This is a genomic window from Actinophytocola sp. NPDC049390 (assembly GCF_044466355.1).
Lineage (GTDB): Bacteria > Actinomycetota > Actinomycetes > Mycobacteriales > Pseudonocardiaceae > Actinophytocola.
The window spans coordinates 621,336-641,979 of record NZ_JBITMQ010000002.1 but is presented as its reverse complement, the minus strand read 5'-3'; the positions used below and the strand labels follow the sequence as shown (position 1 = coordinate 641,979).

The 20,644-nt window shown below is 73.7% G+C and carries 18 protein-coding genes; 5 read left to right on the top strand and 13 right to left on the bottom strand.

The window, feature by feature from the left end; translation table 11 throughout:
- The first annotated feature begins 136 nt into the window (after window positions 1-136).
- A complete protein-coding gene (locus ACIBVP_RS09125) occupies window positions 137-1,558 on the top strand; it encodes a sugar transferase (RefSeq protein ID WP_396105505.1) in 1,422 nt (473 codons plus the stop codon).
- Entirely contained in the window at window positions 1,540-2,775 is a 1,236-nt protein-coding gene (locus ACIBVP_RS09120; RefSeq protein ID WP_396105504.1) for a putative glycoside hydrolase family 15 protein, read from the top strand. Before ACIBVP_RS09125 ends, ACIBVP_RS09120 begins: the two co-directional genes overlap by 19 nt.
- Here the strand turns inward: ACIBVP_RS09120 and ACIBVP_RS09115 are convergent.
- The 9 genes from ACIBVP_RS09115 to ACIBVP_RS09075 are packed head-to-tail and all read right to left on the bottom strand — an operon-like array spanning window position 2,759 to window position 12,748.
- Window positions 2,759-3,874, bottom strand: a complete 1,116-nt coding sequence (locus tag ACIBVP_RS09115; RefSeq protein WP_396105503.1) for a glycosyltransferase family 4 protein — start codon at window positions 3,872-3,874, stop codon at window positions 2,759-2,761. The genes ACIBVP_RS09120 and ACIBVP_RS09115 overlap by 17 nt on opposite strands.
- Entirely contained in the window at window positions 3,871-4,962 is a 1,092-nt protein-coding gene (locus ACIBVP_RS09110; RefSeq protein ID WP_396105502.1) for a glycosyltransferase, read from the bottom strand. Before ACIBVP_RS09110 ends, ACIBVP_RS09115 begins: the two co-directional genes overlap by 4 nt.
- Before the next feature lie 11 nt (window positions 4,963-4,973).
- Entirely contained in the window at window positions 4,974-6,407 is a 1,434-nt protein-coding gene (locus ACIBVP_RS09105) for an oligosaccharide flippase family protein (protein ID WP_396105501.1), read from the bottom strand.
- Window positions 6,404-7,669 (bottom strand): glycosyltransferase family 87 protein, encoded by a 1,266-nt coding sequence (locus tag ACIBVP_RS09100; RefSeq protein WP_396105500.1) that lies wholly within the window; start codon window positions 7,667-7,669, stop codon window positions 6,404-6,406. Before ACIBVP_RS09100 ends, ACIBVP_RS09105 begins: the two co-directional genes overlap by 4 nt.
- Entirely contained in the window at window positions 7,666-8,694 is a 1,029-nt protein-coding gene (locus ACIBVP_RS09095; RefSeq protein WP_396105499.1) for a hypothetical protein, read from the bottom strand. The genes ACIBVP_RS09100 and ACIBVP_RS09095 overlap by 4 nt, the downstream gene beginning before the upstream one ends.
- Complete coding sequence (locus ACIBVP_RS09090; RefSeq protein ID WP_396105498.1) at window positions 8,691-9,767, bottom strand: glycosyltransferase; 1,077 nt, start codon at window positions 9,765-9,767, stop codon at window positions 8,691-8,693. The genes ACIBVP_RS09095 and ACIBVP_RS09090 overlap by 4 nt, the downstream gene beginning before the upstream one ends.
- Entirely contained in the window at window positions 9,742-10,947 is a 1,206-nt protein-coding gene (locus ACIBVP_RS09085; protein WP_396105497.1) for an O-antigen ligase family protein, read from the bottom strand. Before ACIBVP_RS09085 ends, ACIBVP_RS09090 begins: the two co-directional genes overlap by 26 nt.
- The gene (locus ACIBVP_RS09080; protein WP_396105496.1) at window positions 10,944-11,909 is read right to left on the bottom strand and encodes a polysaccharide deacetylase family protein; all 966 of its coding nucleotides are present in this window, start codon (window positions 11,907-11,909) and stop codon (window positions 10,944-10,946) included. Before ACIBVP_RS09080 ends, ACIBVP_RS09085 begins: the two co-directional genes overlap by 4 nt.
- Entirely contained in the window at window positions 11,906-12,748 is an 843-nt protein-coding gene (locus tag ACIBVP_RS09075) for a hypothetical protein (protein WP_396105495.1), read from the bottom strand. The genes ACIBVP_RS09080 and ACIBVP_RS09075 overlap by 4 nt, the downstream gene beginning before the upstream one ends.
- A gap of 468 nt (window positions 12,749-13,216) precedes the next feature.
- Here ACIBVP_RS09075 and ACIBVP_RS09070 point away from each other — a divergent pair, with 468 nt between their 5' ends.
- The 3 genes from ACIBVP_RS09070 to ACIBVP_RS09060 all read left to right on the top strand — a co-directional run bounded on the left by ACIBVP_RS09070 (window position 13,217) and on the right by ACIBVP_RS09060 (window position 17,180).
- On the top strand, window positions 13,217-13,489 hold the full coding sequence (locus ACIBVP_RS09070; protein WP_396105494.1) for a hypothetical protein: 273 nt from the start codon (window positions 13,217-13,219) through the stop codon (window positions 13,487-13,489).
- 309 nt (window positions 13,490-13,798) lie between these two features.
- Window positions 13,799-16,369 (top strand): ATP-binding protein, encoded by a 2,571-nt coding sequence (locus ACIBVP_RS09065; protein WP_396105493.1) that lies wholly within the window; start codon window positions 13,799-13,801, stop codon window positions 16,367-16,369.
- A 28-nt stretch (window positions 16,370-16,397) separates the two neighbouring features.
- On the top strand, window positions 16,398-17,180 hold the full coding sequence (locus ACIBVP_RS09060; RefSeq protein WP_396105492.1) for a DeoR/GlpR family DNA-binding transcription regulator: 783 nt from the start codon (window positions 16,398-16,400) through the stop codon (window positions 17,178-17,180).
- A gap of 138 nt (window positions 17,181-17,318) precedes the next feature.
- Here ACIBVP_RS09060 and ACIBVP_RS09055 read toward each other — a convergent pair whose 3' ends face one another.
- From ACIBVP_RS09055 to ACIBVP_RS09040, 4 genes are read right to left on the bottom strand one after another with little or no spacing between them, the layout of a single operon-like run.
- On the bottom strand, window positions 17,319-17,924 hold the full coding sequence (locus ACIBVP_RS09055) for a TetR/AcrR family transcriptional regulator (RefSeq protein ID WP_396105491.1): 606 nt from the start codon (window positions 17,922-17,924) through the stop codon (window positions 17,319-17,321).
- On the bottom strand, window positions 17,921-19,006 hold the full coding sequence (locus ACIBVP_RS09050) for an acyl-CoA dehydrogenase family protein (protein ID WP_396105490.1): 1,086 nt from the start codon (window positions 19,004-19,006) through the stop codon (window positions 17,921-17,923). The genes ACIBVP_RS09055 and ACIBVP_RS09050 overlap by 4 nt, the downstream gene beginning before the upstream one ends.
- The gene (locus ACIBVP_RS09045) at window positions 19,003-20,193 is read right to left on the bottom strand and encodes an acyl-CoA dehydrogenase family protein (protein WP_396105489.1); all 1,191 of its coding nucleotides are present in this window, start codon (window positions 20,191-20,193) and stop codon (window positions 19,003-19,005) included. Before ACIBVP_RS09045 ends, ACIBVP_RS09050 begins: the two co-directional genes overlap by 4 nt.
- Window positions 20,190-20,642 (bottom strand): MaoC family dehydratase, encoded by a 453-nt coding sequence (locus tag ACIBVP_RS09040; RefSeq protein ID WP_396105488.1) that lies wholly within the window; start codon window positions 20,640-20,642, stop codon window positions 20,190-20,192. Before ACIBVP_RS09040 ends, ACIBVP_RS09045 begins: the two co-directional genes overlap by 4 nt.
- Window positions 20,643-20,644: the final 2 nt, after the last annotated feature.

Sequence of the window (20,644 nt, the reverse complement as noted above, 5' to 3'; positions counted from 1 at the left end):
CGGAGAGATTGTTCGGCATCCGATTTCTCGGAGAAGTTCAGGAACGGCTACCGAAGTTCTCTTTCGGGTGTACTCGATCGGGTGTCTCCGGTGTCAGGTGCGTGGCCGCGCCGAGCGCGACCCGAAAGGGTGAACCGTGCTGAGTGAGTTGTGGGTGGCCGGCGCCGCGACGGCGAAGCGCCGGCCGGACCGGCACGGGTTGGCGCGCCGGGCGCTGGTCGCCGAGGTGCTGAGCCGGGTGAACGCCGTCGCGGTGCTGCTGGTCGCCGTGGACCTGCTGGCGCTGGCCGCCGCCGCCACGACCGTCGCGCCGCACATGGGCGCGACCCTGGTCCTCGGGGCCACGCTGCTCGGCGTCCGGGCGGGCAGCAGGCTCTACCGCAAGCGGCTGTGGTTGTCGTGGCTGCACGACCTGCCGCGCTCGGTCGTCTCCACGATGACGGGGTTCGCGCTGCTCACGTGCCTCGCGCTGGCCACCGGGCAGGACCCGGCGACCACCAGGGCCGTGCAGTACGCGGTGCTCGTGTTCGCCGTCGTCGGCGAACCGGCCCGGCTCGGTGTCTTCGCGTTCGGGCGCTGTTGCCGGCGCAGGCTGGGTCGCTGCGACCGGACGATCGTGGTGGGCGCGGGCAAGGTCGGCGTCGATCTCGTCGGGACCATGCTGCGCCACCCCGAGTTCGGGCTGTGGCCGGTGGGCTTCGTCGACTCGGAACCACAGCCCGACCCCGCCTCCCTGCCGGTCGAACTGCTCGACGAGGACCTGACGGCGGCGATCACCCGGCTGCGGGTCGGCACCGTCGTGCTCGCCTTCTCCCACGCACGGGACTCGCCGGTGGTCGACGCCGCGATCGCCGCGCACCGGCTCGGCTGCACCACCCTCGTCGTCCCCAGGATGTTCGAGCTGCACGACGACGGGCCCGACATCGAACGGCTCCGCAGCTACCCGCTGGTGCGGCTGAAGTCCGCGCCGACGAGCAGGCCGAGCTGGTGGGTGAAGCGCGTGCTCGACGTGGTGCTCGCCGCGGCGGCGCTCGTCGTGTTGCTCCCGGTGATCGCGCTGTGCGCGCTCGCGGTGCTGCTGGAGAGCGGCCGCCCGGTCATCTTCCGGCAGGTGCGGGTGGGCATGGACGACCGCACCTTCCTGCTCTACAAGATCCGCAGCGTCCGCATCGGCGAGGTCGACGACTCGCAGCGCCGGTGGTCGGTCGCCGGCGACCCGAGGGTCGGCCCGGTCGGCCGGTTCCTGCGGCGCACATCATTGGACGAACTGCCGCAGTTGTGGAACATTCTTCGCGGTGACATGTCCATTGTGGGTCCACGACCCGAGCGGCCCGTTTTCGTGCGTGAGTTCTCCGCGATTCACGACCTGTACTGGGCGCGGCACCGGGTGCCGACCGGATTGACCGGCCTCGCGCAGGTGCACGGGCTCCGCGGCGACACGTCGATCGCCGAACGCGCCCGGTACGACAATTACTACATCGCGAACTGGTCCCTGTGGTTGGATATGAAGATCGTGCTGTTGACGGTGGGTGAACTGGTGTGCCGACGAAACCGTTGAACCGGCGGTCGCGGGGTTTTCGCCTCGGCATCGCCGCGCTGGTTCTCGTGGCGTCGTGCGCGCCGGGCTGGGCGACGAACCCCAACGCGCCGCCGCCGAAACCGCTCGCGCCGTGTGCGTGGTGGTACGGCATCGGTGAGCCGCCGACGACCGCCGAGCTGGAGCTCGCGGCCAAGCGCTACGACGTGGTGGTGCTCAACGCCACCGAGACCGCCGCCATGCGCAAGCTGCACGAGCTGAACCCGAAGATCAAGGTACTGGTGTACAAGGACCTGTCCAGCACCCGCAACTACCCCGGCGCCGTCGACGGCGACATCGACGCCACGTGGTTGCCGAGCGGGATCGGGTACTTCGCCGCGCAGAACGGGCATCCGGACTGGTTCGCGCTCGACACCGCGGGCAAGCGCATCGAGTGGCGCGGCTACCCGAAGCACTGGCAGATGACGGTGTGGGACAACGCCTACCAGAAGGCGTGGACCGCCGCGGTGACGGCGGAGGTCACCAGGGAGGGATGGGACGGGGTCCTCGCGGACAACGACTTCAACTCGCTCAGCCACTACTCGGCCGCGGTCCTGGCCGGCACCGCGAACGCCCACGAGACCGACCGGCGGTTGCGTGACGGTCTCGACGCGTTCCTGACGATGGCCGGCGACTCGCTGGCGAAGGCCGGGAAGATGTTCGTGCCCAACGTGTCGGAGACGCGCCTGATCCCCGGCCGGTGGACGGCGCACTCCCGGTTCAGCGGGGCGATGGAGGAGAACTTCGGCTTCCGTGACGACGGCGGCACGGGTGAGCTGCTGACGTTCCAGGGCAACGAGTGGAAGGAACTGCGGGCACAGGCGGCGCTCGGCGAGTCCTGGCTGCTGCTGCTCACCCGCACGCGGGGCGCTCGCGAGGAGCGTGCGGGTTACGCGAGCGCGGCCATGCTGGCGGGCCCGTACACCTGCTGGACCCAGGCCACCACGTCGACCTACCTGGACCCCGAGTGGTCGAAGCTGCAGGACTCGGGACTCGGGCAGGCCGTCGAGACGGCGAACCGGCACCCGTCCGGTGTCTGGACCCGCCGCTTCACCGGCGGCTGGGTCGCGGTCAACCCGACCGCCGCCGCGGTGACGGTGACCCCGCCCGCCGGTCTGGTCGACCCCGACGGCAACCCGGTGTCCACACTGGACCTCGCCGCCGCGGACGGCGCGGTGCTGGTCAAGCCTGCCGGCTGAGCAGCTCCCGGTACAGCCGGAGGTGGTGGCGCGCGGCCGTCTCCGGCGCGAACCGTTCCCGCGCGCGGGCGGCGAGCAGGCCGCCGGTGCGGGCGGGGTCCGGGTCGGCGAACAGCTCACGCAGCCGTGCCGCGAGCCCGGCCACGTCGCCGGGCCGGGCGAGCCTGCTGACCGTGCCCGGCACGTGCAGCATGTCGGCCACGCCGCCGGTGTCGGTGGCCACCACCGGTTTGCCCGCGGCCATGGCCTGGGCCACGACGAGCGGTTGTTGCTCCATTGTGGACGGCAGCACGAGGGCGTCGTGTTCGCGCAGCAGAGCGGGTACGTCGGTGCGGAACCCGAGGAACCGCACCCGGCCGGCCAGCTCCGGACGGCGCGCCGACCGTTCCGCCTCGTCCCGCTGCGGGCCGTCGCCGGCCACGGTGAGCATCGCGTCCGGTGGCATGACACCGGGCACGGCCAGCGCGTCGAGCAGGTGCAGCAATCCCTTGCGCGCCACCAGAAGACCGGCGAACAGCAGCCTGCGCACCGACCCGGCGGGCGGCCGCACGTCGGGCAGGTGGACGGCGTTGTCGATGTGCGCCAGCCGGTCCGCGGGCACCCGGAGGCGCCGGGACAGGAACTCGCCCATCGCCTGGCTGGGCACGACGGTCCGCGTGACGGTCCTGGCCAGCAGCGCGTCCGCGGCGAGGACGGCCCTGGAGTACGTGGACGGCCCCGGTGCGTCAGGGGAACCGCGGAACCACGGCTCGGTCAGGTCGTCCGGCACGCCGTGATACGTGTGCACCACCGGGCAGCCCCCGCGGAGCCGCGCGCTCACCAGCCCCGCCCGCCGGTCCTGGGCGTGCACCACGTCCGGCCGCCACGTGCGCACCGCGGCGCGCGCCGCCCGTGCCGCGCGGAGGTCTCCCTTGCGTGCCACCAGAACCGGCGTGTGGTGCGCCGCGATCGGTGCGGCGCCCCGGCTCGGCAACGGGCCGAACACCCGCACGTCGACGTCGCCGGTCGCGAGCACCGCCGCGGCGAGCGTGACCGTGGCGTCGACCGGGCCGCCGCGGTCCTGTGTCAGCACGTACGCGACGCGCATGCGGTGGGTCATCGTGCCACCTCCGGGTCGGCGAGTTTCTCGACGAGCGTGGCGATCCGCTCGTGCACGCGGTCGCTGCCGAACAGGTCCTCGACACGGCGGCGGCCCAGCAGCCCCTCGCGGGCGGCGAGCGCGGGGTCGGCCAGCCGGGCGGCGATCGCGCGGGCGAGCGCCGCCCCGTCGCCTGCGGGCACGACGGCGCCCGCGCCGCCGACGCTCTGCCGCACACCGCCGACGTCGAAGGCCACCACCGGGCGGGCACACGCCATCGCTTCGAGCGGCACCAGGGCCATCCCCTCCGCCCGGGACGGCAGCACCACCACGTCCGCGGCCGCGTAGTGCTCGGCGACGGCGTCGCTGTGCCCCCACCACCGCACGGACGCGAGCGCGGCGACCGGGTGCGTGGTCCGCCAGCGGTCGGCGAGCGGACCGTCGCCGACCAGCACGAGCCGGGCCGCCGGCACCTCGGCCAGGACGGCGGGCCACGCGGACAACAGCTGGTCCTGCCCCTTCTGAGCGGCCAGCCTGCCGACGCACACCGCGGTGGGCGCGTGCTCGGCGAGGCCGAGCCCGCGACGGGCGGCCGACCGGTCCACCGGTCGCAGGCGGTCGGTGTCCACGCCGTTGCAGACCACCTCGGCGGCCGTGGTGACGCCGACGGCCCGGCCCGCGGCCAGTTCGTCGTCGCTGACGCACACGAGCTGGTGGGTCCACCGCGCCGCGAACCGTTCCCACGCCGCGGCCGCGTCCCGCAGCGGGCCGGGCGCCGACTGGAACGACCACAGGTGTGGCTGGAAGATCGTCGGCCGGTCGCCGCGCAGGGCGAGCCGGCCCGCGAGGCCAGCCTTGGAGCTGTGCAGGTGCACGACGTCGGGCGCGAGCCGGGCGAGGAGCCCGCGCAGCCGGGTCACCTCGCCCATCGAGGCCGGTCCCGGACCGCGCGTCGCCTGCCACGGGTTGACGTCGATCCCGGACTCGCGGGCCTGGTCGGCGAGCCAGCCCGCCGGGCACACGACGCTGACCGACCAGCCGCGGTCGCGCTGCCCGGTGGCGAGTTGGAGCACCACCTTCGCCACCCCGGCGGTCACTGGCTGGGTCACGTGCACGACCTTCACCGGGCACCGCCTCGGAGTTCGCGGACCGCGGCGCGGTGGGTGCACAGCGAGCCGCCCGCGTAGGCCGCCGCCAGCACCAGCGCCTCGGTCAGCACCCCCGCCACCGTGTCCGGTGGCCGGAACAGCAGGCGGGCGAGGACCGCGACCGCCACGCACGGCACCGCGGCCACGAGCACCGCGGTGGTCATCCCGGCCAGCTCGGCGATCGGGAAGGTGAGCGTGAGCCGGGTCAGCACCCACCAGGCGACCACGACCAGCACCCATGCCACGGCGACCTGCGCGACGGCGACGGACACCATGCCGTGCCGCGTGACGAGCACGAGCGACGCACCCAGCAGGGCCAGGTGCGTGACCTCCAGCAGCAGGTAGCGCCGCGCGTGCCCCGCGGCCTTGACCACCTGGTACCAGGTCTGCAGCAGGCTGATGGCGAGTCCGTAGGCGCACAACAGGACCAGGACCGGCGCGGCGGGCGCCCACCGTGCGCCGAGCAGCACCACCCGGTCGGCCAGCAGCGCGACGACCAGGTACAGACCGCCGGTGACGGCCAGTGTCGCGCGGGTGAACCGGGCGGTGGCCGCGGGCAGCGCCGCACGGTCCCCGGCCCGCAGCAGCTTGGCGTACACGGGGAACGCGACCCCGGCGAGCACGACCGCCACCAGGATGTAGGGCACCCAGGCGATCCGGAACGCCAGCGAGTACACGCCGACCGCGGCGGGCCCGAGCACGTGCCCGATCGCGAGGTAGTCCACGTTGATCAGCAGGACCGCGACCAGCGCGGCCGGGCCGACGACGGCGATCCAGCCCAGGGCCTCACGGGCGGCGCCCGCGTCCCAGACCAGGCGGGGCGGCACGCCGACCACCGTGCCGAGGAGCGGCTGCGCGACCGCCGTGCACAGCAGACCGACCACCAGCGCGACGGGCCCGGTACCGGCCGCGGCGAGCACGATCGTGACGGCCGCGCCGAGCACCGCGCTCCCCGCGTCGGGCAGCAGCCTGCGGCGGAAGTCGAGTCGACGGTGCAGCACGGCCATCTGCACACCGCCCGCCGCGGTGAACGGCAGGCTGAGCGCCGCGAGCCGCACGAGCGGCGCCGCGTCCGGAGCGCCGAGCAGGGCCGCGACCGGCGTGGCCGCCGCCACGAGCACCGCGGCGAGCACGACCCCGGTGGCCACGCTCACCGTCAGCACGGTGCCCGCCAGCCGGTCCGGGTCGCGCGTGGTGCGGCCGATGACGTCGTACACGCCCATCGCCTGGATGACCTGGCCGATGTTGACGACCGCGACGGCGAGGGCCACGGCGCCGAGCCCGCCCTCGGTGAGGGTGGCCGCCAGCACCAGGGTGACGACCACCTGGCTGCCCTTGCTCACCACGTTGACCAGTCCGAGCCACAGCGTGCCGCGGACCGCGCGGCTGCCGATGCCGGTGCTCACCCGGCCCGTCCGACGGCCTCGGGCCGGGCCACCCTGGTGGTGGCGGCGGCGAACACGACCAGGACGAGCCACGCCGCCACGACGGCCACCCCGTCGAGGGTGACCGACGCCCGCGCGGAGAACACCGAGCGCACCGCCGAGTCGACGACGTGCAGGTGCGCGAACGGAACGGCGAGCGCCGCGACCGCGACGCCGACCAACGGCCAGCGGTGGTCGCGCCGGCGCCGCCACCACACCGCCGCCGCCAGCGTCGCGGCGGGCACGGCGAACAGCACGTCACCCGGCTGGTGCACCACGGCGACGACCACGGCGAGGCAGGTCAGCAGGTCGGCGACCGCGGTGGCGTCCGGGTCCCCGAGCCGGTCGAGCCGCCGCACCAGCAGCACGCTCACCGCCAGCACCCCCACCAGGGCAAGGGATTCCGCGCCGGGCGCGAGCCAGTCGGTGAGCCGGTAGAGCACGGCGGCGAGGTCGACGCGCTGCCCGGTGGGGGAGTCGACCGCGCCGTAGTCGGTCCCGGTGGCGTGCGCGATGTTCGCGGCGATCGCGTCGAGGAACGGGCCGATGCCGCCGCCCCGCACGACCAGCAGCCCGACGACCGGCAGGCTCGCGACCCCCGCGACGGCCGTGCCGGTCAACGCGACCCCGCGGGAACCGCGGGCGAACAACAGGATCGCGAGTGGCAGACCGAACTGCGGTTTGAGCCAGGCCACCGCGAGCGCCACCGCCGCGAGGCGCGGATGGCTTGCCCTGGTCAGCAGCGCGCCCGCCGCGCCGACCGCGATCAGCGGGTTCACCTGGCCGAGGTAGAGCTGCGCCTTGCCCACCTGGCTCAGGACCAGCAGGGCGGCCAGCGCCGCGGTGCCGAGTGCCAGTGGCACCGCCGACCGGAACCGGCTCGCCGCCATCCCGGCGAGCACCACCAGCAGCAGCAACGAGACCACGGCGAAGGCGACCGCCCCGACGCGGTAGCCCGGCAGCGCGAACGGCAGGTGCAGCGCGAGGTGGTAGGGCTGGTAGAGGTTGAAGCTCTGCCGCACCGGCCAGTGCACGAACATGGCGGCCGGGTCGTAGGGGTTGCCACCGGCCAGGAACTCGCGGAGCGGGTAGTAGAGCGCGTCGCGGAAGTCCTGCATCCGCACCTCGGGCCGGTTCGCCGTCGTGGGCAGCGGCACCTGCCAGGACGGCCGCAGCGCCCACCACGCGCCGAACACGCCGACCACGACGGCGAGCGCGGTGACGACCCGGAACCTGGCGGTCATGCCAGGACCACCGCGACCACGGCGACGTCACCGGGCAGCACACCGGCCACGGCCGCCAGGTCGTCCTGGCGGCGACCCGCGCGAGCCACGATGACAACGGCGGTGACGACCGCGCCTCCAGCCGCCGGTTCGGCGGCGCCGGGCAGCTGTTCGGCCAGCGCGTCGGCACGCGCCGCGAGGTCCGGTGCCACCGGTACCACCCGGACGGGTCGGCCGGCCGCCTCGCAGAGCGTGCGCAACCGCCCGGCCAGATCCGGATCGTCCGCGTTCAGTGTGGCGACGGGTTGCCGGATCCCGGCACCGGCCAGCGCCGTGCGCACCGCGGCCCTGCCAGGGCGTCCGCCGTACAGTCCGCGCAGCGCACCGGTCGACACGCCCGCCACCGCGGCGGCGGCCAGCGCCAGCCCGATGCCCAGCGGCCGGTCCGGGGCGACCTGGACGACGTCGGGTCGCGCGTCGAGCAGCCGGAGCGCACCGGCCGGGGCCAGCAGGTCGGCGTCGATCATGGCGCGGGCGATCGCGATGACCGCGGCGCCCGACTGCTCGGCGGACGGCGCGACGACCGCCAGCCGCGCCAGCCCCGAGGCGGGCACCAGCTCCACCGACACGCCGTCGGCGAGGTCGGTGGGCGCGAGACCGGTGGTCGTGGCGGCGGCCTGGACCACCGACGGGCTGCGTGCCAGTTCGACGAGTGCGGGCAGGGTGAGGGAGACGACCTCGCCGTACTGCGGCACGGTCGCGGTGTCCGGCACGGCCGCCTCGGCGAGGAGCCCGATCCTGGCCTCGTACCGGTCACCGCGCAGCAGGGTCACGAGCAGGACGAGCAGGCCGACGAGCACCGCCGCCAGCAACCCGGCCACGACGGGCCGCCGCGCGTGCGACAGGACACTGTGGACGGTGCGGCGCATGGCCGGGGTGGGCGCTGGTTTCGGGGTGGTGGTGGGGGTCTTCTTCACGGCCACCCGCGCGGGTGCGCGCACGGCGGTCCGGTTCGCCGGGCGCTTCTTCCTGGTGGTGGTCTTCACCGTCGGCTTCCTCCGATCGAGGCCCGCAGCAACTCGTCGTAGGACCTCATGAACGTGTGCGGGTCGTGTCGCAGGCGGATCGCCGCGAGTCCCGCCGCGGCGGCGGTGGTGCGGGCGGGCGGGTCGAACAGCAGCGCCCCGAGCGCGTCCGCGGTCGCCGCGGGATCGCGGGGTGGGACGACGAGTCCGCCATCGGCCAGGACCGCGCGGACTCCGGACACGTCGGTGGCGACCACCGGGCGGCCCGCCGCCATCGACTCCAGCACGGCGATCGGCATGCCCTCCCAGTCACTGGTGAGCACGGTGACGTCGGCGGCGGCCAGCAGGTCGGGCACGTCGGCGCGGGTGCCGAGGAAGCGGACCCGGTCGGTGAGGCCCAACTCCGCACAGCGGTGTGTCAGCCCGGTACGGAGGCTGCCGTCGCCGGCCAGCAGCAGGACCGCGTCGCCGGGGAGTTTCGCCCAGGCGTCGAGCAGCACGTCGTGCCGCTTCTGCGGTTCCATGCGGGCCACGCACAACGCCACCGGCACGTGCGGGGCCACACCGAGGGCGGAGCGGACCACGACACGGGGGATCGTCGGCGGCTGGGGGAAGACCGCATTGGGGATCACCACGGGGTCTTCGAACCCGGCGTCGCGCAACCGGTCCGCCGTCGCGTCGGCGACCGCGACCACGGTCCGCGCGGTGTGCCGGAGGATCCGCGCGGCGCCGCGGTAGTCCGCGTCGGCGAGCCCGTGGCACACCGTCACCACCGGCAGCGCGCGGCCCGGCGCGACCGCCAGCCGGGCCACGAGGGTCGCGGAGACGTTGTGCGCCAGCACGACGTCCGGCTCGAACCGCCGGACCGCGGCCCGTGTCGCCGCGGCGGCACGCAAAACGCCGGTGGCCGTGCGCCGCGCCACCGGCACGGTGAACGTGGGCACCCCGCGTGCCCGCAGCGCGTCGGCGCGGTGCCCGCCACCGCTTGCCACCCCCGACTCCCACCCGACGGCGCCGCTCGCCAGGACCATGCCCGCGACGAGCGTCTCGGCGCCGCCGCTGCCCATCTCACTGATCACGTGGAGCACCCGCATCGCCGCTCCTCCTTTCTCGACGAGTACGCAGCGCGGCCGCGACCGCGACGGCGACCAGCAGCCACAACGGCAGGTAGTACTGCTCGGACAGGAAAACCGCCCCGACCACGACGGCGACCATGCTCGCCTGCACCGCCACCATCGGCCCGCGGTCCCGTGTGGACCGCAGCACGCGTTCGCTCGCCACCATCGCCGTGGCGATCAGCGCCAGGAACAGGCAGAACGCGGGCAGGCCCAGTTCGGCCGCCACCTCGAGGAACATGTTGTGCGCCACGGGAGTCTGCTCGGCGATCTCCGCGTTGTGCGACGCCGCGGCGTACTCGGCGCGGAACCCGCCCGGGCCGACCCCCAGCACCGGGTTCTCCGCGAACATGCGCGCCGCGGCCCGCCACCGCAGCTCCCGGGTGTCCACATTGGATTCGGCGATGAAGCTCTTCTCCCGCAACGAACGCGCCAGGTGTGGGCCGGCGAACGTCGCGACGGCACCCGCCGCGGCCAGCGTCGCGACGGCCGCGCCCACGACCACCTTCGGGGACAGCACGCGGCGCGCCGCCAGCCAGCCGACCCCCGCGGCGAGCGCGAGCGCGCCGCCGCGGGAGAACGTGGCCGCCGCTCCGGCGACGAGCACGGTGGCCGCGGCCGTGACCGCGAGGACGTGGCGCGGTGCCGGATCGGCGGGCAGCACGGCGGCCAGCAGCGGCACCGCGGTCACCAGGACGAAAGCGAGGTCGTTCGGGTCGGCGAGCGGCCCGGTCGCGCGTGCCGCGTCGGCCACGACCAGGCTGTACAGCGCCCCCGCGCCCGCCACGGTGGCACCGGTGACCGCGGCGGCGAGGAGCGTCCTGACCGGCACGTCCGTGGCCGCCACGTCGATCAGGACCACCGCCACCGCGAGGAAGGGCAGCCACCGCACCGTGTACTCGGCGGTGAACGGCCCGCCCGCGTGTACCGCGGCGGAGGCCAGCACCAGCACCGTGAACGCGGCGAGCACCGCGTGGACCGGATGTGGCCGCGGCATCTCCCGCCGCCGCAGGCGCACCGCCGCCCAGACCACGATCAACGCCGCGGGCGGCAGTTTCGCGAGCTGACCGTGCACCGCGGACACATAGCCCTCGACGGGCGCGAGGGCGACGGTCGCGCAGGCGAGCACGCGCAGGACCCGGGTCTCCCAGCCGGTCATCTGCCGCGGTCCAGGGCGCGGACGTGGCGCGCACGGCGCGGGTGGCCGCGCCTGACGTGCTCTCCGGTGCCCACGACGGTGAAGTCCGCGCGCACGGTGGTCAGCATCCAGCTCAGCAGCGCGACCTTCCGCGCCGCCGGCACGCCCATGCCGGGGAAGAACTCCATGCCCGGCGCCTCGGCGGCACCCAGCACGTCGGTCGGGTGCACCAGCAGCGACGGGGACACGCCCAGCGCCCGGCACATCCGCAGGGCGGTGGCGAAGTAGCGGCGCGCCAGCCAGGGCGAGACCTGGTGCAGCAGCAACACGTACGCCCCGTGGATCGGGACGCGGAGCAGCGGCATCGTGGTCACCGGCAGCTCGACCAGCCCCGCACGGGACGCGGTCCGCCAGCGGTAGCCGGAGTTGGGGGCGAACACCCGGGAGAACCCGCCGAACAGTTCGTCGCGACGCGCGTCCCCCGGCGGCGCGGTGCGGTTGTGGACGGCCCGCGCGAGGGGGCCGGTCCAGGTGGGCAGCGTGCTCGCGTCGTAGGCGTAGCCGCGTTCGGCGAGCACCTCGACCAGCACGGGGGAGACGCTGAACCCGGGCCCTCGGAACCCGACCGGTCGTGGCGCGCCCGCGGCGACGATCGCGTCCTCGGTCCGCGTGAGCTCCTCCTCGAGCCGGGTGCGGGAGTACCGGTGCAGCCACGGCTCGTGGCGGTAGGAATGGTTCGCGACCTCGTGGCCGCTCGCGGCGAACGCGGCGACCGCCTTCGCGCCGTCCTCGCGTTCGACGTCCGCACCGACGGCGAACACCGTGCCGGTGATGCCGTGCTCTCCGAAGAGGTCGAGCAGCCGGGGCACGGCGGTGGGCAGGAAGCTCGGCATCCGCTCCCATTCCGCGTCACCGTGGGTCTTGAGGTAGGCCCAGAGGTTGTCGAGGTCGAGCGACACGCTGGCGATCGGCGGGGCGGTCACACGGACTCCCGAGCCGGACGCGGCGCCGCGGCCGGGACGACGCGTGTGGTCGAGCCGAGCACCAGCACCCCCACGACGACGAGCGCGAGACCGAGCACGACCGACCACTGCCTGCCGGGCGCGATCCGGTCACCCAGCGCGGCGATGCCGACCACCGAGGTGAGCACCATCGTGGCGGCGTCCATCGCCGCCACCGTCGAGGTGGCCGACCCCCGCGACAGCGCCACGGACATGCACGCCTGGCCGAGCAGCGCGGCGAGCAACATCAGCCAGGTCAACGGGTTCAGGGGCAGGTGGTGCAGCGGTTCGTCGGCCAGCGACCGGCCGCTGATCGCGACCACCGCGAACGCCGAACCGGCCAGCAGCGCCACGAAGAGGACCGAGTCGGTCCGGCAGGCCCGGACCGCCGCCAGCCCGACCAGCAGCGGCGACCCGAGCAGGACCCATCCGACACCCGCGGGGATGTCGTGTGCGACCGACGGCACCGACGCGGTGGCCAGCAGGACCAGCCCGGCGGCGAGCACCCCGAGCATCGCGACCTCCACGGGCCGGACCCGCCAGCCCAGCGCCAGCACCCCGAACGCGGTGGCGATGCCGACCGCGCACGAGGAGCCGGCCTGCACGAGGTACAGCGGCAGTTCCGCGCGGGCGAGGAAGGCGAGCACGAACCCGCCGACCTGACCGGCGAACCCCAGTTGGTACAACCGGTCCGTGGCCAGCCGGGCGAGGAGCCCGAGCCCCGCGCCCCGCCGGTCGGCCCGCCGGGCGGCGACGCTCTGCGCGACGATCCCCATCCCGTACATCACGGTCGACACCGCGAGTTCGATGTGTCCCAGCACGCAACAACCCCTCGGGAATACCGTCGTCGCCCGAGTTTTCCGAGCGATCGCCGCTTCGACGGAGGGGGATCGTACGGTCCGGATTTCCGAAACCCGTCAGAAGGACATGCTGACAGGAATTGTGACCGTCTGTTGTGAACGGGGCCCGTCAAAATAATCCGAAATGGACCGGTGATCACACTTTCGAGAAATAACAAGCGCCATGCTGTCGCAGGTCTTGAACCAGACGCCGCCGAAGCGCCGTGACGGGCGGGTCGCTCACTCACCAGTGGGACGGGACCTCGTCCGGGGTTTCCGGAGTCCGCCCGCGGGTATCTGCCCGGACGAACCGCCGAAGGCCCGCGCCGAAGGGACAGCCATGACCACCAGCTTCACCGATCGCCGCTGACGCCAGGAGCGTGCCGCGGTGAGAATCCGTCCTCTCGGTGGCCGTGTCGGATGCCTGCTCGTGCTCTGAGTGGAGACGAGGTGACCGTCGTGTCGACGCCGGACGAGCGATCCGAGGGAACACGGGAACCGCTGCGCGGATCGGTGGTGGTCTACCAGCGCAGCCTGGACGACGACCAGGAGCGGTTCCGCATCGGCGTGGTGGTCGGGCCGGTCGTGCCCGAACCCAGGACCGGGAACCTGTGGGTCGGTGTCCGCCTGTCCCAGCACGCCCCCGGGGGCCCGGGACTCGACTTCATCGAGGTCGACTCCATCGTCGACACGAGCCCACCCGAGGACGACACCACGGCCTGACATGCCCCCGCGAGCCCCCGGCACGGTGGACCCGCGGGGGCCTCGCTCACCGGGGAGCCGTCTCGACGTGGTGGCCGCTGTCCGTGACGCCGTGGCGGCGCGCATAGCCGGGCATGGCAGGTCCTTCCCCTCGATGTGCGGTCGAACGGCGTCACTCCACCACCGGGCCGCCGCCCACGGCGGGGATCCTGGACGAACCTGGACATTCCTGGACAACGATCGTGCTGTTGGCGGCCCCTTTCGCCGACCTGGGACAATCCTGCGGCCGGCATGTCCGTGGCCTGGCCGAGGTGGGAACAGGGGGTGCACGTGCCGAGCACATTCGAACCGGATCCGGAGGCGGTCGCCGACCTCGCGGGGCTCGCGGGCGCGCTCGACGCGCTGCGCCGCCGTGCCGCACGCGGGACCGGGAAGAACCGCGTCAGTCTGCACGACCTCGCCCGCATGACCGGGCTGCCGCGCTCGACCGTGCACACCTACGTCTCCGGCAAGGCGCTGCCCGCGGTCGACGTGCTGGACCGCGTGGTCATGGCGCTGGGCGTGCCGCCCGAGGAGCTCGCCGCGTGGAGCGAGGCCTGGTACCGGGTCTCCGCGGGCCGGGAGCGGCGGCGGGACGCGGCACCCTCGTACGTGCCGAGGCAGCTGCCGCCGGACGTGCCGGGGTTTGTCGGGCGGCACGACAAGCTCGTCGCCCTCGACGGCCTCCTGCCAGGACCGTCCGGCACCACGTCCACGTCGGTGATCGTGTCGGCCATCGCCGGTACCGCGGGGGTCGGGAAGACGGCACTGGCCGTGCACTGGGCCCGACGTGTGGCGGACGGGTTCCCCGACGGGCAGCTGCACCTGAACCTGCGTGGCTACGACGTCGAGGCGCCGATGCGGCCGGAGGAGGCGCTCGGCCGCCTGCTGCGTGCGCTGGGCGTCGCCGTCGCCGACCTGCCCGCGGCGCGCGACGAACGGGCCGCGCTCTTCCGGTCCGTCGTCGCGGGCAAGCGGTACCTGGTCCTGCTGGACAACGCCCGCTCGTCCGAGCAGGTCCGGGACCTGCTGCCCGGCGAACCCGGCTGCCTGACCGTGATCACCAGCCGCGACGCCCTCACCGGGCTGGTCGCGCGGGACGGCGCCCGGCGCGTCGACCTCGACCTGCTGCCGCTCGCGGACGCGGTCGCGCTCGTCCGGCTGATGATCGGCGAGCGCGTCGGGGACGAACCCGCGGCTGCCGCCGAACTGGCCCAGGCCTGCGCCCGGCTGCCGCTGGCACTGCGCGTCGCGGGCGAGTACGTGCGCAGCCGCCCCGGCGTGACGCTCGCCGACGCCGTCGCCGAGCTGCGCGACGAACGCAGGCGACTGTCGGTCCTCGACGCGGACGGCGACGACCGGACCGCGATCCGGGCGGTCTTCTCCTGGTCCTATCGGGCGCTCGCCGACGGCCCCGCCCGTCTGTTCCGGCTGCTCGGCGCGCATCCGGGGACCGACGTCGACCTGTACGCGGCGGCGGCGCTGGTCGGCTCCGACCTCGCCACCACGACCGCGCTGCTCGACGAGCTGGTGCGGGCCAACCTCGTCACCTCCGCCGGGGTCGGCCGCCACACCATGCACGACCTGCTCACCGGGTACGCCCTCGACCTGACCGGGCACGAACGCCCCGCCGAGCCGCTGCAGCGCCTGCTCCGGTACTACTCGTACGCCGCGATGGTCGCGATGGACACGCTGTACCCGGCGGAGACCGACCGGCGGCCGAGAATCGAGCCGCCGGAGGGCACGGCGGTGCCGGACCTCGGCACGTCGGGCCAGGCGCGGGTCTGGCTGGAAACCGAGCGGGCGAACCTGCTCGCGATGGTGCGGCTGGCCGGGGAACGCGGGTGGACCCGGTGGATCGGCGAGCTGGCGGGCACGCTGTGGCGGGAGCTGGACGCCCAGTCCCACACCGAGGACGCGCTCGCCATGCACCACCTCGCGCTGTCGGTGGCCGAGGCGAGCGGCGACGTGGCGGCGCAGGCCGACGCGCTGCGCAACCTCAGCACGGTGTACCGGGCAGCGGGCCACTACACGGAGTCCCTGGACTACGCGGAGCGGTGTGTGGCGCTGCGTCACCGGCTCGGCGACGAGAAGGGCGAGGCGGCGGCGCACAACAGCGTCGGGATCGTGGCGGGCCTCCTCGGCCGGATGGACGACGCGGTCGCGGCGTACCAGCGGTCGTTGGCGCTGCGGCGCGCGACCGGTGACGTGCGTGGCGAGGCGGCGGTGTTGCTGAACCTGGCCGTCACGACCATGCGCACCGACGTGCTCGACGGCACCGAGGAGCACCTGACACGCGCGCAGGCGCTGTTCCGCGAGATCGGCGACCGGCTCGGCGAGGGGCACGCGCTCAACAACCTCGGCGGCCTGTACCGCGCCCTGGGCCGGTACGACACCGCCCGCGAACACCACGAGCAGGCCCTCGCCGTCTACCGCGAGATCGGTGCCCGCGACGGGCACGTCGACGCCATGAACGGGATCGCGCAGGACCTCGCGGGCGCCGGCCGGTTCGCCGAGGCACTGGGGTACTTCGAACAGGCCCTGGAACTGGGCGACAACGGCCACCACGGCATTCTCAACGACATCCACAACAGCATGGGCGAGACGCTGATCGGCCTCGGTCGCCTGCGCGAGGCCCGCCACCACCACGAGACGGCCCGCACCCTGGCCACGAACGCGGGGGACCGGCTCGAACAGGCGAGGGCGCTGGCCGGCATCGCCCAGACACTGGCCGACGAGGACCCCGCCGGCGCGCGCCAGCTGTGGACGAGCGCCCTCGCCCTGTACGAGGATCTGCGGCTGCCGCAGGCCGAACACGTCCGGGCCCGGCTGGCAGCGAACGAGCACCGCGTCCCGTGCTGACGGTGCACAGCGGGTTACATTGCTTCCTGTGGATCGCTACGAACGGCTGAGCGCACTGCTGGACCTGCTCGGGCAGCGGGGGAAGGTCGATGTGGACGACCTCGCCGAGGAGCTGACGGTCTCGGCCGCGACGATCCGCCGCGACCTCGACCACCTCGCCGACCAGCAGCTGCTCACCCGCACCCGCGGCGGCGCGGTCGCCAACAACGTCGCCTACGACCTGCCGCTGCGCTACAAGACGGCTCGGCACGCGTCCGAGAAGGAACGCATCGGCCGGGGCGCCGCCGCGCTCGTGGTGCGGGGGAGCGTGGTCGGTCTGAACGGCGGGACGACGACGACCGAGGTCGCGCGTGCGTTGGCGGTGCTGCCGGAGCTCAACGGCGCCGACGAGCCGGGCGTGACCGTGGTGACGAACGCGCTGAACATCGCGAGCGAGCTGGCGGTGCGCCCGCACGTCAAGATCGTCGTGACGGGCGGGGTGGCGCGGACGGCGTCGTTCGAGCTGTCCGGTCCGCTGGCGGGCCGGATCCTCGACGAGATCACGATGGACGTCGTGTTCCTCGGCGTGGACGCGGTCGACCCGGCGCGCGGCGCGTACGCCCACCACGAGGGCGAGGCGAGCATCAACCGGCTGATGGCGTCCCGCGCGCGCCGGATCGTCGTCGTGGCGGACAGCTCCAAGCTGGGGGCGCACGCGTTCGCCCGCATCTGCCCGGTGACCGAGATCGACACGTTGATCACGGACGACGCGGCGCCCGCCGAGGTGGTGGCCGCGTTCGAGGCCGAGGGTGTGACCGTCCAGCTCGTCTAGCGCCCAGCGCGGTACTCGGTGAACACCGTTTCGTCTGCTTCTAACAGCTATTAACTATATAGATGTCCGATTTTATCGCCGAAGACCGAGCGGGGCGCGTCGGCGCCGTGGTCCGGAGAGCCTGGAAGGGAAGGGACGCTAGTGGCCGAGCATGCTCAGCACCAGTTCCCCGTACTGCTTCCCGAGCACCGTCGGCGACGGCTTGCTCGACGGCGAGTACCAGCGCGCCACGTCGATCCCCAGTGACAGCACGGCCCGGGCGGCGGTCCGCACGTCGGGCACCCTGAACACCCCGGCTTCCACCCCACGGGTGATCACGTCCCGGACGAGGCCTTCCGTGCGCCGCCGCAGATCGAGCACCACCTGGTACTCCTCCTGCGGCAGCGCGTCCAGTTCGTGCTGCACCACCCGCGCGACCAGGTGCCGCTGCGCGTGCCACGCCACGAACCGCTCGACGAGCGTGCGCATCCCGTCGACCGGGTCGCGGTGTTCGGCGACGGTGGTCTCGACCAGCGCCAGTGTGCGTTCGTGGCCGCTGCGGCTGATCGCGAACAGCACCGCCGACTTGGCGGGGAAGTGCACGTACAGCGCGGCGGGGGACATGCCGGCCGCCGTCGCGATGTCACGGGTCGTCGTGGCGTGGTAGCCACGGGACGCGAACGACTCGACGGCGGCCGCCATCAGCCGGCGTGCGGCGTCCGGCCGCACGTCCGGCCACAGGTCCTCGGGGAGGGGTTGGGTCACGGGAGGATGTTCGCGTGTGGTGCCAGCAGCCGCCGGTGCCGTCCGGCGGTGCCGAGCGCGATCGAGTCGGCCTTGGCGCGCTTCAGGTAGAGGTGGGCCGGGTGCTCCCACGTCATGCCGATGCCGCCGTGCAGCTGCACGCACTCCTCCGCCGCGTGCACGGCCACCGTCGAGCACAGCGACTGCGCCACACCGGCCGACAGCTGACCGGGGTCGTCCGCCGCGTTGCGGGCGGCGGCTCGTGCCAGGACGAGGTCGCCCCACAGGTCGGCCAGCCGGTGCTTCAACGCCTGGAACGAGCCGACCGGGCGGCCGAACTGGTGGCGGTCCTTGAGGTACGCGACCGTCGTGGCCAGGCACCACTCGGCCACGCCGAGCTGCTCGGACGCCAGCAGCCCCGCGGCCGTCCACAGTGCGCTGTCCACGGCCGACTCCGCGGACTCCGGGCCCGCCAGCAGGGTGCCGGTCGCGCCGTCGAGCGTGACGTCGGCGATCGGGCGGGTCAGGTCGAGCGACGTGACCGCGGTGACCTCGACCCCTTGCTGCGCGACGGGAACCGCGTAGAGCTCCAGTCCGTTCGTGCCCTGCGCGGGGACGAGCAGCACGTCCGCGGGCAGCGCGTCGGCCACCGAGCGGACCCGGCCGGTGAGGCCGGAGTCGGAGCGGATCGCGTCCGGCACCGTGGTGCCCGGTGCGGTCGCGAGGGACACCGCGAGGGTGGCGATCCTCTCGCCGGAACCGATCGCGTCGAGCAGTGCACGGACGTCGTCGCTCGGCTTGCAGCCCAGCAGCGCGGTGGTGGCGAGTACCGCGCTGCCGAGGAACGGCACCGGCGCGCACGTCCGGCCGAGTTCCTCCATGACCACGGCGACCTCGCGGGTCGACGCGCCCTGCCCGCCCAGGTCCTCCGGCACGTGCAGCGACGCGACCCCCAGTTCGGTCAGCCTGCGCCACAGGTCCAGGTCGTAGGGCTCGTCCGTCTCGCAGCGCGCCAGTACGTCGGCGGCCGCGGCGCGGTCGGTCAGCAGGTCCTTGACGCTCGCCCGCAGGTCGTCCTCGATGTCGGTGTAGAGGAGGTTCATCGGGGCAGGTCCTTCCAGGCGACCTTGGTGTCGGTGCGTGGCTCGGCGGGGAGGCCGAGGACCCGCTCCGCGATGATGTTGCGCAGCACCTCGGACGTGCCGCCCTCGATCGAGTTGCCCTTGGCGCGCAGGTAGCGGTAGCCGGCGTCGCGGCCGGTGAAGTCGACCTTGTCGGGGCGGCGGAGCGTCCAGTCGTCGTAGCGCAGGCCGTCGTCGCCGAGCAGTTCCACCTCGAGGCCGGTGAGTTGCTGGGCGAGCCGGGCGAACGCGAGTTTCATCGCCGAGCCCTCCGGGCCGGGGGCGCCGGCGGCGAGTTGCTGCCGAAGCCGGATGCCCGCCAGCCGCAACGCTTCCGACTGGGTCCACAGGTCCAGCAGCCGGTCGTGCAGTTCGGGGGTGTGGTTCTCGGGGTGGTTCCGCCACGTCTGCGCGACCACGCCGGACATGCCGCCGTCGCGGGGCGCGGGGCGGCTGCCGATCGCGACGCGCTCGTTCATGAGCGTGGTCTGGGCGACCTTCCAGCCCTCGCCGACCGCGCCGAGCCGGTTGGCGTCCGGCACGCGCGCGTTCGTCATGAAGACCTCGTTGAACTCGGCCTCGCCGGTGATCTGGCGCAGTGGCCGGACCTCGACGCCGGGGTCGGTCATGTCGAGGATGAAGTACGTGAGGCCCGCGTGCTTGGGCAGGTCCGGGTCGTGGCGCGCGACCAGGATCGCGAACCGGGCCGTGTGGGCGCTGGACGTCCACACCTTCTGGCCGGTCATGAGCCAGTCCCCGCCCACCTCCCCATCCCCCTTCACGCGAACGGCACGGGTGCCCAGCGCGGCGAGGTCGGACCCGGCGCCGGGTTCGGAGAACAGCTGGCACCACACCTCCTCGCCGGTCCATAGTGGACGGAGGTAGCGCCGCTTCTGCTCGTCCGTGCCGAACGCGAGGATCGTCGGGGCGGCCATGCCGAGCCCGATGCCGATGCGGCGCGGGTCGTTGTCCGGCGTGCCGGCCAGTTCCTCGTCCACGACGGACTGCAGTTCGCGTGGCAGGTCGAGGCCGCCGAGCCCGGTGGGGAAGTGCACCCACGCGAGACCGGCGTCGAACCGGGCGCGCAGGAACGCGAGCCGGTCCATGGTGGTGTGGTCGTTCTTGCCGAGGAACTCGCGGGTCAGCTCCCGCAACTGTGCTTGGTTCACGGCACGTACACCACGATCGTCTCGGCGACGCAGGCCGGTTTGTCGCCGCCCTCGATCTCGACGGTCCAGCGCAGGGTGGCCTGCTTGCCCTGCGCCCGGTCGGTCAGGTCGACGAGCTCCGCGCCCGCGCGGATGCGGGACCCGACCGGCACCACGGACGGGAAGCGGACCTTGCCGAGCCCGTAGTTGATGCCCATGGTGATCCCGTCGACGCGGTAGATCTCCTTGCCGAGGAAGGGGATCAGCGACAGCGTGAGGTAGCCGTGCACGATGGTGGCGCCGAACGGGCCTGCCGCCGCCTTCTCGGTGTCGACGTGGATCCACTGGTGGTCGCCGGTGGCGTCGGCGAACTGGTTGATCTGCTCCTGCGTGACCGTGTGCCACGTGCCGTGGCCGAGCTGCTCGCCCTTGGCGGCGGCGAACTCGTCGAGGTTCGCGAATACGCGCATGG